This is a genomic window from Sphaerisporangium siamense, from assembly GCF_014205275.1.
GTDB classification, from domain to species: Bacteria; Actinomycetota; Actinomycetes; order Streptosporangiales; family Streptosporangiaceae; genus Sphaerisporangium; species Sphaerisporangium siamense.
The window spans coordinates 5,579,937-5,594,671 of sequence record NZ_JACHND010000001.1 but is presented as its reverse complement, the minus strand read 5'-3'; the positions used below and the strand labels follow the sequence as shown (position 1 = coordinate 5,594,671).

The 14,735-nt window shown below is 69.4% G+C and carries 8 protein-coding genes; 6 read left to right on the top strand and 2 right to left on the bottom strand.

Translation table 11 applies throughout. From position 1 onward, the window contains the following. Nucleotides 1-245 precede the first annotated feature (245 nt). The 6 genes from BJ982_RS25685 to BJ982_RS25660 all read left to right on the top strand — a co-directional run bounded on the left by BJ982_RS25685 (nucleotide 246) and on the right by BJ982_RS25660 (nucleotide 5,850). Nucleotides 246-1,274, top strand: a complete 1,029-nt coding sequence (locus tag BJ982_RS25685) for an AAA family ATPase (protein ID WP_184884147.1) — start codon at nucleotides 246-248, stop codon at nucleotides 1,272-1,274. Next, nucleotides 1,271-2,263: a DUF58 domain-containing protein gene (locus BJ982_RS25680; RefSeq protein ID WP_184884145.1), complete on the top strand. Its 993-nt coding sequence runs from the start codon at nucleotides 1,271-1,273 to the stop codon at nucleotides 2,261-2,263. Before BJ982_RS25685 ends, BJ982_RS25680 begins: the two co-directional genes overlap by 4 nt. Beyond that, nucleotides 2,260-3,207, top strand: coding sequence for a VWA domain-containing protein (locus BJ982_RS25675; protein WP_184884143.1), 948 nt, complete (start codon nucleotides 2,260-2,262; stop codon nucleotides 3,205-3,207). Before BJ982_RS25680 ends, BJ982_RS25675 begins: the two co-directional genes overlap by 4 nt. A gap of 187 nt (nucleotides 3,208-3,394) precedes the next feature. Continuing rightward, the gene (locus tag BJ982_RS25670; protein ID WP_184884141.1) at nucleotides 3,395-4,027 is read left to right on the top strand and encodes a class I SAM-dependent methyltransferase; all 633 of its coding nucleotides are present in this window, start codon (nucleotides 3,395-3,397) and stop codon (nucleotides 4,025-4,027) included. Between the two features lie 150 nt (nucleotides 4,028-4,177). After that, on the top strand, nucleotides 4,178-4,750 hold the full coding sequence (locus tag BJ982_RS25665) for a TrmH family RNA methyltransferase (protein WP_184884139.1): 573 nt from the start codon (nucleotides 4,178-4,180) through the stop codon (nucleotides 4,748-4,750). 623 nt (nucleotides 4,751-5,373) lie between these two features. Beyond that, nucleotides 5,374-5,850: a site-specific integrase gene (locus tag BJ982_RS25660; RefSeq protein WP_184884137.1), complete on the top strand. Its 477-nt coding sequence runs from the start codon at nucleotides 5,374-5,376 to the stop codon at nucleotides 5,848-5,850. Between the two features lie 101 nt (nucleotides 5,851-5,951). Here BJ982_RS25660 and BJ982_RS25655 read toward each other — a convergent pair whose 3' ends face one another. Together BJ982_RS25655 and BJ982_RS25650 are read right to left on the bottom strand one after the other, a co-directional pair. Continuing rightward, nucleotides 5,952-6,539, bottom strand: a complete 588-nt coding sequence (locus BJ982_RS25655; RefSeq protein ID WP_239122651.1) for a suppressor of fused domain protein — start codon at nucleotides 6,537-6,539, stop codon at nucleotides 5,952-5,954. An 11-nt stretch (nucleotides 6,540-6,550) separates the two neighbouring features. After that, the gene (locus BJ982_RS25650; RefSeq protein WP_184884133.1) at nucleotides 6,551-14,074 is read right to left on the bottom strand and encodes a GH-E family nuclease; all 7,524 of its coding nucleotides are present in this window, start codon (nucleotides 14,072-14,074) and stop codon (nucleotides 6,551-6,553) included. Nucleotides 14,075-14,735 lie beyond the last annotated feature (661 nt).

The following is a 14,735-nucleotide window of genomic DNA, read 5'->3' as shown; positions in this document are numbered from 1 at the left end:
GGCGTCCAGCGCGGCGCCCCGGGTGAGCAGCGCGATCGACACCACCCGGCCGTCGGAGTCCTGCCCGAGGTACACGAAGCCGGTGGGAAGGGCCTGCAGCCGCGCCCGCACGACGTACGCCCCCAGGCGCGGCGGGTCGCCGTACTGCAGCGGAGTGGCCACGGTTGACATGAAAGCACACCTCGACACCCGGCTCACCGTGACGGTGCCGTGCACCTTTGGGCCTCGTTTGATGGAATGGCCGCATGACCGTTGCGGAAGAGCGCAGTGACGGATCCGGTCCCGACGAGGGCGCCGACGCGGACCTCCGCCTGCTCCAGCAGTCCATCGCGGAGGTCCGGCGTGTGATCGTCGGCCAGGACCACATGATCGAGAGGCTGCTGGTCGCGCTGCTGGCGCGCGGTCACTGCCTGCTGGAGGGCGTGCCCGGCGTGGCCAAGACGCTGGCGGCCTCCACGCTGGCCACCGTCGTCGGCGGCACCTTCGCCCGCATCCAGTTCACGCCCGACCTGGTGCCGAGCGACATCGTCGGCACCCGCGTGTACCACCCGTCGAGCGAGAGCTTCGACATCGAGCTCGGGCCGGTGTTCGTGAACTTCCTGCTGGCCGACGAGGTCAACCGGGCCCCGGCCAAGGTGCAGTCGGCGCTGCTGGAGGTCATGGCCGAGCGCCAGGTCACCCTCGCCGGCCGCACCCACCCGCTCCCCCGGCCGTTCATCGTGCTGGCCACCCAGAACCCCGTCGAGTCCGAGGGCGTGTACCCGCTGCCGGAGGTGCAGCGCGACCGGTTCCTGTTCCGGGTGCGGGTGCCGCACCCGACGGCCACCGAGGAGCTGGAGATCCTCCACCGCATGAGCGTCTCGCCGCCGCTGCCCGGCCGGGTGCTCGACCCCGCGCGGCTGACGTCCCTGCAGAAGCTCGCCGACCAGGTCTCGGTGCACCAGCTCGTCGCCGACTACGTCGTGCGGCTGGTCATGGCCACCCGCGCCCCCGGCGAGTACGGCCTGCGCGAGCTCGCCGAGGCCATCGAGATCGGCGTCAGCCCCCGCGCCACCCTGGGCCTGGTCGCGGCCGGGCGCGCGCTGGCCCTGCTGCGCGGGCGCGACTACCTGCTGCCCGACGACGTGCGCGACGTCGCGGTGGACGTCATGGGGCACCGTCTCATGCTCACCTTCGACGCCCTGGCCGACGGCGTCGAGCCCGACGAGGTGGTCCGCCGGATCCTCTCCGCCGTGCCGCCGCCGCTGGTCGTCTGGAACCAGGCCCAGCGGTGACGTCCCCGCAGGACTCCCGCACCGAGGAGGAGACCGGGCGCGACCCCGAGCACGCCCTGCGGCGCCTGGAGCTGACCGTCGTGCGCCGCCTGGACGGCCTGCTGCACGGCCAGCACCAGGGCCTGCTGCCGGGCGCGGGCAGCGAGTTCGGCGACAGCAGGATCTACGTCCCCGGCGAGGACGACGTGCGGCGCATGGACTGGGCGGTCACCGCCCGCACCACCGTGCCCCACGTGCGCGACCTGGTGGCCGACCGCGAGCTGGAGACGTGGACGCTGGCCGACATGTCCCCGAGCATGGACTTCGGCACCGCCGCGATGGAGAAGCGCGACCTGGTGGTGGCCGCCGTCGGCGCGCTCGGCTTCCTGAGCAGCCGCGTCGGCGACCGGTTCGGCGCGCACGTCCTGCACGACGGCGAGGTGCACCGCCTGCCGCCGCGCACCGGCAGGGCCGCCATGTACGCCCTGCTGCAGACGGTCATGGACGCGCCGCGCGGCGCGCCCTCCGCCGACCGGCCCCTGACGCCGCTGGCCGAGGCGATCGAGGGGCTCGGCCGCGCCCACCGCAAACGGGGCCTGCGGGTCGTCGTGTCGGACTTCCTGGAGCTCGGCGCGGGCGGCGACCCGGCCGCCGAGCGCGCGTGGGAGCGCCCGGTGCGGCGGCTGGCCGCGCGCCACCAGGTGCTGGCCGTCGAGGTCCTGGACCCCCGCGAGCTGGAGCTCCCCGACGTCGGGCGCGTCGCTCTGACCGACCCCGAGACCGGACGCACCCGCGACATCCACCTCACCGCCAGGATCCGCCGCGACTACGCCGAGGCCGCCCGCGCCCACCGCGAGGCCACCCGCCTGGCGCTGCGCCGCTGCGGGGCCGGGCACCTGGTCCTGCGCACCGACCGGGACTGGGTGTACGACATCGTCCAGTTCGTCATGCGATACCGCCGCACCGCGCACCTGGCCGGGCGGCACACCACCAGGAGGGCAGGCGCGTGATCTTTCTGTCTCCGGGATGGCTGTGGCTGTTCGCCGCGGTGGCGCTCATGGCGGCGGCCTACGTCCTGGCCCAGTTCGCCCGCCGCAGGTACGCCGTACGGTTCACCAACCTGGCGCTGCTGGCCCTGGTCGCGCCCGAGCGGCCCGGATGGCGCCGCCACGTGCCCGCCGCGCTGTTCCTGGTGCTGATGACGCTGCTCGTGCTCGGCGCGGCCCGCCCGGCCGACGAGACCCGCGTCCCCCGGGACCGCGCCACGATCATCATCGCCGTCGACATCTCCCTGTCCATGGAGGCCGCCGACGTCACCCCCACCCGCCTGGTGGCGGCCCAGCAGGCGGCGCAGCAGTTCGTCAAGGACCTGCCCGAGCGGTTCAACGTGGGCCTGGTCTCCTTCGCCCGCTCGGCGGTCGTGGTCATCTCCCCCACCACCGACCACCAGGCCGTCGTCACCGCGATCGGCAACCTGACCACCCGGCCGGGCACCGCCATCGGCGAGGCCGTGTTCAACTCGCTGGACTCGGTGCGGTCCTTCGACCAGCGGGCCGTCACCGACCCGCCGCCGTCGGCGATCGTCCTGCTGTCGGACGGCGACAACACCTCGGGCCGCTCGGTCAACGAGGCCATCCAGGCCGCCGTCTCGGCCCGCGTTCCGGTGTCCACCATCGCCTACGGCACGCCGGAGGGCTCGGTGAGCATCGACGGCCGCGACGTGCAGGTGCCGGTGAACAAGGCCACGCTGCAGGCGCTGGCCGACGGCACCAGCGGACGCGCCTACAGCGCCGAGTCCGGCGACGAGCTGCGCGACGTCTACAGCCAGATCGGCACCTCCCTCGGCTACCAGATCGTCAACAAGGAGATCGGCCACTGGTTCACGGTCGCCGGAGCCCTCACCGGCCTCCTGGTGGCCGCCGCCGCCATGCTCCTCGGCACCCGGCTCCCGTGACCCTCCGCCGCGCGAATCCGCCCCCCTGCCCCTCGGAACCCGGCTCCCCTGAGCCACCACCGTACGAATCCGCCGTCCCCGTCAGCCCGCCCCGACACGGTGTCTCTGCGACGTCCCGACGCCGGGACGCGCACGCGGCGCTCGGATCACGACCAGGGGTCCGGGGGCGGTAACGTCTTCTGACGTGATGTCCAAGGGGGCGCACTACTTCGACGAGCGGCCGGAGTCGGCCGGCAGGCCGGGCACGGTCGACGTCGTGCTGCCCGATCTGCACCTGCGCCTGGCCACCGACAGCGGCGTCTTCTCCCCCGGCCGCCTGGACCCGGGCACCCGCGTCCTGCTGGAGACCGTACCGCCGCCCCCGCAGGCCGGCGATCTGCTCGACCTCGGCTGCGGGTACGGCCCGATCGCGCTGACCATGGCGTCGCGGGCGCCGGAGGCGACGGTGTGGGCGGTGGACGTCAACCGCCGCTCGCTGGAGCTGTGCGCGCGTAACGCCAAGACCACGGGCCTTGACAAAGTAAGGCCGGTTCACGTGGACGAGATGCCGCCCGACGTGCGGTTCTCGGCCATCTGGTCGAACCCGGCCATCCGCATCGGCAAACCCGCCCTGCACGCCATGCTGACCCGCTGGCTGGACCGCCTCACCCCCGACGGCGCCGCCTACCTGGTCGTGCAGAAGCACCTCGGCTCGGACTCCCTGCAACGCTGGCTGTCGGAGGAAGGCTGGCCCACGACCCGCGCGGCGTCCCGCTCGGCATACCGTGTCCTCCACGTCACCGCCCGCCCCACCACCGGCCACCCCCCACACCACCCGTGACGTCCGGCGACCACCGACACCCCAGCGCGACCCCCGCCCGCCCGCGACGTCCGACACCCGTCCGGCCGGTGATCGCGCGCGACGCCACACCCGGTCCGGCCCACCGCCACACGACCACCGACCCGTCCCGACGAGAGCGATGAGCGACACATGACCCCTGGAACCCGCAGGCAGCTCCGGCCGACCGACGTCAAGCGGCTCAACCGCACCTGGCGGCGCAACACCGAGAACCGTCTGTCGCTCATCCTCGAATCGGTGACCGGCCCGTTCAACGTCGGCTCGATCTTTCGCACCGCCGCCGCCTTCGGCGCCGACCAGATCTGGCTCGCGGGCAACGCCACCCCGCCCACCAACCCCAAGGTCGGCAAGACGGCGCTCGGCACCGACCGTCTGGTGACCTGGCACGAGGCGGTCCCGGCCCTGGACGCCGTCCGCGCCGCCAAGGAGGACGGCTACCACGTCCTCGCCGTCGAACTGACCGCCGACGCCGTCCCCCTGCACGAGGCCCGGCTGAACCGCGACATCTGCCTGATCCTCGGCAGCGAGGACCACGGCTGCTCCCCCGCCGTCCTGGAAGCCGCCGACGAAACCCTCTACATCCCCCAGGTCGGCCGCGTCGGCTCCTTCAACGTCGCCACCGCCGCCGCCATAACCCTCGCCGAAGCCCGCCGCCAGGAGTGGTCATCCCCCCCTTCTCCCTCGGTCGCCAACGAGAGCCCCTGACGCCGGCGACCACGCCTTAGGAACCATGAGAGAACCGGCCGATCTCAGGCCCATAGCCTGCCGATCGGCCGGTTGAATCCTCAGCCGTATGCTCGCCTGGCCTGATCTGGATGAGGTGACCGCCCTTCCACACCAGCCACTCCCCTCATCTTCGAGGAAGGCCGGGGTGCAGGGGCGGAGCCCCGGGATTGTCAGTTTGTCCGGCGTGGCCTGACCCGTCGCCTTCATGGTCCTGTTGCCGCGTTGGCAGGGTGCTTCCTTGGCTGCGGCGCCTGGTCGGCAATGTGCGCGTGGGCGGCGCCGGTCGCGACCGGCCGGAGAACCGCAGCGCGGCCGGCGACCGCCCGACGCGCGGCGGGCCGCGGAGCGCGGTATGTCCTGTCCCGGGAGATGCTTGACACCTCATTGTCGGGGTGCATGTCGCGGTGTCGCCTGGAACGTCCAGATCAGCGCCGGGCGCCGTCAGCGCATCGAACCTCTCACCGCCGCCGAAGCCGGCCGCCTGCTGGAGGCTGCGGAGGGTTCCCGGCCGTACGCCTGGTCACGCCGGCTCTGCGCACCGGGATGCGCCGCGGCGAACTTCTCGGCCTGCGCTGGACGGATGTGGACCTGACGGCGGTACCTTGACCATCCGCCAGACCCTCCAGTACATCCCCGACGGGGTCGGGCTCGTGCTCGCCCCGACCAAGACCATCAACTCCGAACGGCGTATCGCTCTACCCGGCTCCTGTGTCGACGTCCTGACCGAACATCGCAGACGTCATGAAGGCGAGCGTCAGGCCATCGGAGCGCTCTGGCCTGAGACCGGGCTCGTGTTCACCACCCGGCGCGGCGGCATGATCAACCCGGCCGACGTCAGCCGCGACTTCAAAGCGCTCTTACAGCGTGCGGGCCTGCGCACGATCCGGTTTCACGACCTGAGACACTCGTGCGCCTCTTTTCCGCTGGACCAGGGCGTGGACCTGGTCGTGATCGAGGAGTTGCTCGGCCACGCCCACAGCTCCATCACCGCCGACACCTACGCCCACGTCCGGCTCCGCCTCCGACGCGGCGCCATCGAACGCATGGGCGACGCCCTCGACGACCCTCCCGAAACGTAGCCGTCAGAAAACGATCACGACCGCTGTAGCCGTCAAACAGTCCCCGAGGCCCCGCCGGAAGTTTATTCGGTGGGGCCTGTCGTGATAAAAGAACGCCAAGCCTACAACACGGAAGAACGATTCAAGTCAAACATGTCGATTGAATTCGCTTCCAATATACTCTCCAACTCCGGAACGCCTCTATCCAACGCGTATTGAAGCTCAGCATCGGAGATCGGGACGGCAAGGAGCCATGCCACTTTTTTATCGTCCAGTTCCATCGCCTCAAACGGATCATCCCACAAGAAAGGCGACAGGAAAACGAAGTTCTTCATGTCGCCCGCCTCGCCAGGTGTTGTCAGAATATCTGGAAATATAACACCCGGAGCGCAGAACTTACGCGTTGAGATTATTCTTATGGCCGATGCGGCCAAGGCGTTAGCGAAACTCTCGAAGCTACTTTTACATGCCCCTAAGAGCTCGATTCTCAGTGGACACTCTCCACCGTCAGGCATTTCCATGGGGGCGCCCGACAGCCCGAGGGTCGCATAAGACGTTACCCCTGCATGAGGCACATCCTGCGCCGCAGCTATGTCGACGAAGCCGCGCCCCTGATCGTCATGGTACCGGTGGACGCGCGGCCTACTGCCGAAAGCTTCGGCAGTACGCCGCGCGATCGCCCGATTGGACGGACTAGCGGGGGAACTCATCGTTCCCGGACTCACGGACCAAAGTAATCATCGCTGTGATCTTCCCCTCGATGGCAGCTATTTGAGGACGGCAGTTCCGGGCGATAGTGCGTCGGATCGTTATGCTCATCCAGGAACTGCTTCCGACTGATTCCGCGATCTAGAGCACTCTGCCGATGTTTCCTAAATTCATAGCCCGGCAAGTGGCCCATATCCCAACGTTTGCTCTTGTCCATCACCTCACCGGTCAGGGGGTCAGTAACCAGCCCGGTGTCGGGGTCCATGGCGGATTCCCATACCTTAGCCCGGACACCCTTCCGGAACCCCTTGGGACGGCGATAAGGATCGGGATCGTCATTGTGAACCAGGATGGCCTGGTCGCCTGCCACCACATGATAGGTGTGCAGGCCCTCGATCGTGAGATTGTGGACGCGTTGGTGTCTGGTCGAGGTCTTGATGGCGGTGACCTGGACCCAGGTGCCGGCGCTGGTCTGGAGCCATGCGCCGGGCTGGAGTTCGCCGGCGGGCAGCCACTTGCGAAGGTGAGGTAGCCAGAAGGGGTGGCCGGCGGTGGCGGTGATCTTGTCGGTGTTGTCGCCTCGCCGGCCGTCGATGTCCACGGTGATCTCGACCAGCGTCTTTTCACCAGTGCCGGTGATCAAGGTGGTCACGGGGCCGGCGTCAACGCGGCCGGTCTTCGGGTCCGTGGCGACGACATGGTCGCCGACCTTGATGTCCTCGATGGGCTTGCGGCTGCCGTCGGCCATGAGCACCTTGGTGCCGGCGACGAAACTGTTACCAGGGCGGCAGGAGTCCGCGCCGGGGGGCGTGCCCGGGGGCAGGTCGGGGGCGACGTCGTCGATCAGGTCGTTGACCAGGTCCTCGACGGTGTTCTGCACCACTTCCTCGACGACGTCGCGGGCGCACGCCGCCAGGCTGGTGCACAGGTTCGGGGTGCCGTCCCGGCCGCCGCCGATGGGTGAGTTGCCGCCCACCGAGAACGACGGGTCCAGACCGAGAGCCTCGTCGATCACTTCCTCGGCGATCTCGTTCTTCTTCTCCTGAGGAGACTTGGTGGACTTGCCGCCCTTGCCGCCGCCCTTACCTCCGCTCTTGCCTCCGCTCTTGCCTCCGCCCTTGCCGGTCGGCTTGCTTCCGCCCTTGCCGCTTCCGGATTTCCCGGTGGGCTTGCCGCCGCCCTTGGGGCCGGCCGACTTTCCGCCGGTCTTGCCGGACGGCTTGCCGCCCGACCTGCTCTGGTTCTTGGCCTGAGGCTTTTTGGGGGACTTGTTTCCCTTGGACGTCTTGTTGTTCTTCGATGTCTTGGACTTCGGGCCCTTGGACGTCCTGTTGGTATTCTTGGATTGCTTCGACGGTGTTTTAGCCTGTTTCTTCGCCGCCTGTTGTGCTGCCTTCTTGGCCGCGTCCTGGGCCTTCTTGGCCGCCGCCCGCTGCGCCTTCTGTTTCGCGAGCGCCGCCGCCTTCTTCCTGGCGATGTCGGCGGCCTTCCGCTTGGCCAGTTCCAAGGCCTTCCTGGCCGCCACCCTCTTGGCGATCGCGATCGCCGCGCGCTTGGCGGCCTCCAGCGCGAGCTTCCTCGCCAGCGCGCGTGCCGCGATCTGGGCGGCGATCCGCAGCGCGAGCAGTGCCAGCGGGATGCACATCGGGCAGTTGCCCGACGGGTCGGTGTAGGCCAGCGGATCGCCGTAGGCGTAGGTGTAGCGGTTGAGCGCGATCGACGGGGTGGAGTCGGGCTCCCAGTCGTCGCGGGAGGCGAACCCGCCCGTGCCGGGCACGTACCAGCGGGCCGCCATGTTGACCTTGCCGGTGTCCGGGTCGGTCCACTCGCCCTGGTAGCCCATGGCCCGCGGCGTGCCGGTCCGCGTGATGACCTCACCGAAGGGGGTGAACGCCGCGGAGTCGACCACCGCGGTCCCCGAGTAGGTCGCCACCACGTCGTCGTGGAGGTCGCTCATCACGCCGAGCGCGGGCCCGGTGCCCTCCTGCAGGGACAGCAGGTTGCCCGCCGGGTCACGCCCGTACTTGCCTTGCACGGCCCCGGCGCCGTCGCTCACGCTGATGATGTCGTTGTTCAGACCGGAGTAGCTGAAGCGCTGTTCGGACCCGTCGGCCGCGCGGCGCGCGTCGAGCCGGCCCAGCGCGTCGTAGCGATAGGTGACGTCGCCGTCGGACACCATCCTGTCGAAGGCGTCGAACGCCAGGTTCCTGGTCGCACCGCCGGCGGACTCGGTGGCCAGGGTGCCGCGCGGCGTGTAGGTGTAGGAGGAGCCGCCCCCGGAGATGAGGCGGTTGCGTTCGTCGAAGAGGAAGGTGTCCTCTCCGGCGCCGGTTCTGTTGCCCGCGGCGTCCCAGGTGTAGATCGTCTGGTCACCGTTGGGCGCGGTCCAGGAGGTGAGCCGTCCCGCTCGGTCGTAGCCGTAGGTGTTCGCGCCCGCGCCGGCCGTGCCCTGGGACGTCTTCGCGACCAGGTTGTCGTCCTTGTCCCACCCGTAAGCGATCTTCGCGAGCTGGCTTCCGCCACTGTCCGCCAGGGTGTGGCTCGTCAGGCGGTCCAGGGCGTCGTAGGCGAAGGTCTGGACGTTGCGCGGAGTCGCCGAGGTGAGCGTGGTGAGACGGTCGGCCTTGTCGTAGCCGTAGGTGAAGGCACGTCCGCTCACCGGGTCGGCGGCCGTGGCCAGCCTGTTGTCCTCCCAGGTGTAGGTGGTCTTGCCGGTGGTGTCGTTCCGCTCGGTCGGATATCCCAGAGCGTCGTAGGCGAACGACGCGACCTGTCCCGACGGCTTGGACACCTTGAGCAGGAGTCCGCGGTCGTCGTAGTCCAGGGTGTAGTCGCCCACGCCGGTCATCCGGCCGGTGAGGTCATAGGAGAAGGTCCGCTCGGGCGTCTGCGCCTGGGCGCCGCTGCCGGCCTCGCGGATGACGCGTCCGAGGTGGTCGATCTCGCGGTCGATCCGGACGCCGCCGGGCCGGAGTTCCGACACCTCGTTGCCGTCGGCGTCGTAGACGTAGGTCCAGGTCCTGTCGGACGCCTGCGGGTGTGCCGCCGTGGAGGGCTCGGTGATCGATTCGACCTCGCCGAGTCCGTTGTAGGTGGTCCATACGGTGTTGCCGCGCCCGTCGGTGGTGCGGGTCAGGGCGCCGCCGGCGTCGTAGCCGTACCTGGTCGTGATGGAATCGGTGGCCGACACCGGCTCGACCAGTTCGATCAGCGAGCCGGCCCCGTCGTACTTCCGGCTGGTCGTGTAACCCTCACCGGAGGTGAAGGTGGTCGGGTTGGAGGCGGCGTCGTATCCGAAGCCGACCGTGCGAAGAGTGGCGCCCTTGTCGTCGAGGTCCTTGGCCGCGATCTGCCGTCCGGCCAGGTCGTATTCGGCGACGGTGGCGTTGCCGAGCGGATCGGCCGCCTTCACGGTGCGGCCCGCCAGGTCGTAGGTGAAGGTGGAACTGTTCCCGGCCGGGTCAGTCTCGGTCTTGACCTCACCGGCGGCGTTCACGACGTAACCGGTGGTGCGGTTGCCCGGTCTGACCACGGACGTCATCACGTCGTCGTCGTTGTAGACGTACCTGGTGGTGTGAGCGACCGTCGTGGGCTTGCGCTCGATGATCGTGGCCGTGATCTGCCGGCCGAGATCGTCGTAGGTCGCCTCCATCCGGGCGCCGGTCGGGTCGACGGTGGCCAGTTGCTCCCCGAGCAGGTCGAACTCGCTGACCCACCGGCCGCCCTGCCCGCCGCTCGGTGCCGGGTCGGTGACCCGCACGCGGTTGCCCAGCACGTCGTACTCGGCGGTGGTCACCTGGTCCCGAGGGTCGGTCGACCGGGTCACCCGGCCGGCAGCGTCGTAGGCGTAGGTGACGGTGGGCGTCAGCGTGGACCCTCCGGGAGGGGTGTACGCCGGGGACCTCGCGGCGACCACCCGGCCGGCCCGGTCGTAGGTGGCCGTCGACCGACGTCCCTCCGGGTCCACGGTGTGCGTGCGCAGCCCGGCCCCGTCATAGCCGTAGCGCGTCGTGGGACGGGCGGGCGCGGCGGCACCGGCGCGCTCCACCTGGACCTCCGGAGCCTTGACCTCGACGAGCCGCCCCGCCGCGTCGTAACGCAGGGTGGTGGTGAAGCCCGCCCGGTCGGCGCCCTGGCGGTTGCCTCGCGGATCGGTGACCTCGGTGGTGAGGCCGCGCTGATCGACGGTCCGCGTGCTCACCAGATCCTCGTCGCCGTTCTTCCCGGTCCGCCGGACGACCTCGTCCTGCTGGTCGTAGGCGTACTCGGTGACCTCGGCCCGGGTGCTTCCGGCGCCGGTCGCGGTCTCCTTGACGACGTTGTCGTTCGCGTCGTAGACGTAAGTGATCTTGCGGTTGAGGTCGAGAGGGTCGAACGTCTCGGAGATGAGCCGGTCCGCCGCGTCGTATCCGTAGTCAGTGCGGACACGGCCGTCGCCTTCGATCACCTGGACGAGGTTTCCGGCGGCGTCGTAGTCGTTGGCCTCGACCACGACATCACGCGGCGTGGTCGATCCGTTCAGCCGGGCGTCGTCCGCGACGGTCCGTGCCGGCAGGTCATCGTTGTAGTAGGCGTAGGCCGCCTTGCGGCCCATCGCGTCCACCTCGGACGCCAGGCGCCCGCCCGGATCGTAGGCGTTGGAGTGCAGCACCACGTCACGGGGCGCCTGCGGGTTGACCGGACTGCCGGTCCAGTTCTTGAGCGTCTGCGTGGCCAGTTCGCCGCGCGCCGTGTATCCGTAGTTGTAGAGGGTTCCCAGTTCGTCCGTGACGGCCGTCAGCGCCCCGGTGTGGTCCCAGGAGTATTGGACGACACCGCCCTCGGGGCCGGTGATCTTGCTCACCCGTCCGTAGTCGTCCAGATCGTAAGCGATCTTGCGCTCGGCGTCGCCGCCGGTCAGGTCGACGACGGTGTCGGAAAGCTTGTTGCCGTCGGGATCGTAGGCGTACCGGGTCTCGCTGGTGTGGGTGACGTCGCTGATCTCGTTGCGCACGGCGGCGCCGGTGTGGGTGACCAGGCGTCCGAGCGCGTCATAGCCGAACCGGGTCGTCACCCCGGCCGGATACGCGTCCGACACCTCCGTGCGCGAGGTGAGCTGCCCGATCGCGTCATAGCCGTACCGCGTCACCAGCCCCGACGGGTGGACCTCTTCCGCGACGTCACCGGACGCGGTGTAGCGGTAACTCCACTCGTTCCCCTTGGCGTCCTTCTCCGACTTCAACAGCCCCGCGGGGGTGGTCCCTCCGCCCGCCGCCGGCTCCGTGCCGTCGGTGTACACGTACGTGCGCGGGCGCCCGTTCGGGAAGTCCGGTGTCGCGGGGGTGGTCTCCTTTGACTCCTCTCCGAACGAGGTGTACTCCCACTTGGTGGCGTAGGTGTCGTCCGTGGCCGACGAGGAACGGGGATCCCGCGCGACGATCGCGCGGTCGTTGCGCGGGTCGAAGGGGTCGTCCTTGTTCAGGTGGTAGGAGACGTGCTCGGTCTGGCAACTCGACGCCGTGCGGCACGTCTTCGTCCCGACCACGTTGCCGCGCTCGTCCTGGAAGGTCTCGGTGACGTTGCCGTTGGGGTCGGTGAGCTTGGTCAGGTAGCCGCCGGTGTCGTACATGTAGGCAGTGGTCTTGCCGAGCTGGTCGCTGGAGGACACCATCCGGTAGCCGCGCCAGGCGTCGTGGCGGTACTCCAGCTTGCCGGCGTGCGGGTCGGTCACGGTCACCGTCGCAAGACCGGTGACGGGACTGTAGACCGGGGAGCCGACCTGCCAGGTGCCGCCGTGCTGGTCGGTGTGGGACTTGACCCGCTCGGTCGTGGCGTCGTACACGTTCCGCGCCCACACCCGCCCCGACGGCAGTGTGATCTTCGTCAGCTTGAACGGCATCTCGGCGCGGGCCGCGTAGTGCGACCGCACCTCGGCCTCCGACAGGACCTTGTCGTACACGGCCAGTTCGTCCATGGTGCCGCCGACGAAGGGGAAGCCGACCGCGTAGGTGTTGCCCGACATCGGCGGCGTGGCCGGCCATCCCCGAGAGTTGTAGATCCAGCCCGTGCCGAGATAGGCGAACTGGCGCCGTAATCCGTCCGGCCCCACGGCCAGCGTGCCGGCACGAAGGCCGTCCAGGTACAGGATCTGACCCTCGTTCTGCGCGGTGAGCACGAGGTGGTGCCACTGGCCGTCGTTGACCGCGACGGCCGAGGTGATCGGTGTCACCGCGGGCGCCTGAGGGTCGTCCCACAACTGGCCGCGCACCTTACCGTCCGTGCCCACGTACAGCACCGGACGGTTGGCGCCGACGCTGTCGCCGGAGTCCCCGGCCGAGAGTATGGTGCCGCTCCTGGAGGTCTTGAACCACACCTCCACCGACATCCGCCCGCCCAGCCGGGCGACCGTGTTCTCCGGCAGCGCGACGTTTCCCTGAACGGCGGTGTCCTGCGTGCCCGCCAGCGCGCCCGGCTGCCCCAGGCCGGCGCCGGAGTAGGTGGCGTCACCCGTCTCCTGCGCGAGGTCGGCGGCCACCGTCCCGCTCGCCTCGCCGAGCCGCCAGTACCCGGCCGGATCGGAGTCCAGTACCCGGCTGCGGTACTGCGACCCGGTGTCGTGGTCATAGGCGGTGCAGTTGGGCGCGGCCCCCGGAGTGCAGACCTGCGTCAGCCGATCCCCGTCATACCGGTAGGTCCAGGTCGGCGTCGCACCGCCGACCGGATCGGTCGACACGGCGGTCACGTGATCCCCGGTCCAGGTGAACGTCAGCGAACGCCCGCCGGTCGCGGTGACCTTGGCCAGCTTCGCGTCGGCACCATAGGTCAGCGTCTGCGCCCGGCCGCGGTTGTCGGTGATGCCCGTCAGACGGCCCTGCGCGTCGAATGCGTACACCGTGGCGGACTTGTCCATCAGCCGCCAACCGGAGGAGCCACCGCTCGAGGTCTTGGCCAGCGTGGCGAACACGCCGGGAGGCGGCTGATAGGACCCGCCGGTATTTCCCGCGAACCGCACCCGCCGGCCGTCGGGATATGTCACCACGGCCGTCGGGTCCTCGCCCGCAGACTCCTCGACGATCTTCATATCCCAGCGAGAAGACCAGCTCGCGCCGAACATGCCGTCAGTGCGCGGGTCCAGGCTGTTGTAGGAACGGGAGACCGTCAGCGGCGGCCCCACCGTGGCGACCTCCGCGTCGGTGAACGAGGTGGTGTAGTTGCCGGTGAGCTGGTGGAACTCCTGGCCGTTGGCCCCGTTCGCCGCGAGTTGCGAGGTGACGGCCGGCTGGCGCACCCCGGTGAGGAACACCCGGGTCTTGGAGGTCACTCCGCCGGTGCCGCGGTCGTTCGCGGTGACCGTCCAGGAGTACGACTTGCCCCAGGCCAGTTTGCCCGCCGGTACCCGCCACGCGCCGCGGTCACCGATCACCCCTGAGGAGAAGCAAGAGATTCCCTCGCCGCAGACCTGGAAGGTGTAGTCGATGCCGTAGGGGCCTCCGGTGCTGCGAGCGTAGGCGGACAACACGGGCGTGACCCCGACCAGGCCCTGGTCCAGCGGGAACATGTCAATGATCTCTGGAGCCGCCGGTGGCTTGACGTAGCAGAGCCCCAGATCTCTCCAATACGTGGCATCCGTCCCTGGACGGACACCCACGAAAGTCTTCAACGCCTCCCAGTCGTGGTCATTCTCAGCGACCGTCATGCCAGGCCTGTAGGTGGCGGTGATGCTGTACTTGGGGTTGTAGCAATCCCGAGCCGCGACCCGAGCCGAGGCGTCCGCATCTCTCTTTCCTCGTGTCCCATCGCCGTCCGCGGACCGTGGTGGCGCACGCTGGGCGGCCCGTTCATCCGGCCGCGCCGAGACCACGCCGTAGGTTCGGACGTCGCGGGACAGGGCTCCATTGGGAACCTCGTCCTTCCGCCGCTCCGCCGCGGAGGACTCGTCCTCGGAGTCGTCGGAGTCGACGGTCGCGGGCCCGGCGATCTGTGTCGCCTTGGAGTCGACCAGGTGGGGCAGTCCGGCCGGCGACCCGGACAACTGGTCCGGCGTGACAGGGGCGACCGTCCGTGCGGCGGCGGCAGCGGGTGGGGGAACCGCCACCTGCATCAATCCTGGAAATGTCACCGCGAATATGGCTACCGTTAACCATATAAACCGACGTACCAAATTGGGGGTGCTTCGTAAGACCGGCACGACCCGCTACCTCCGAATGTCACATATTGGT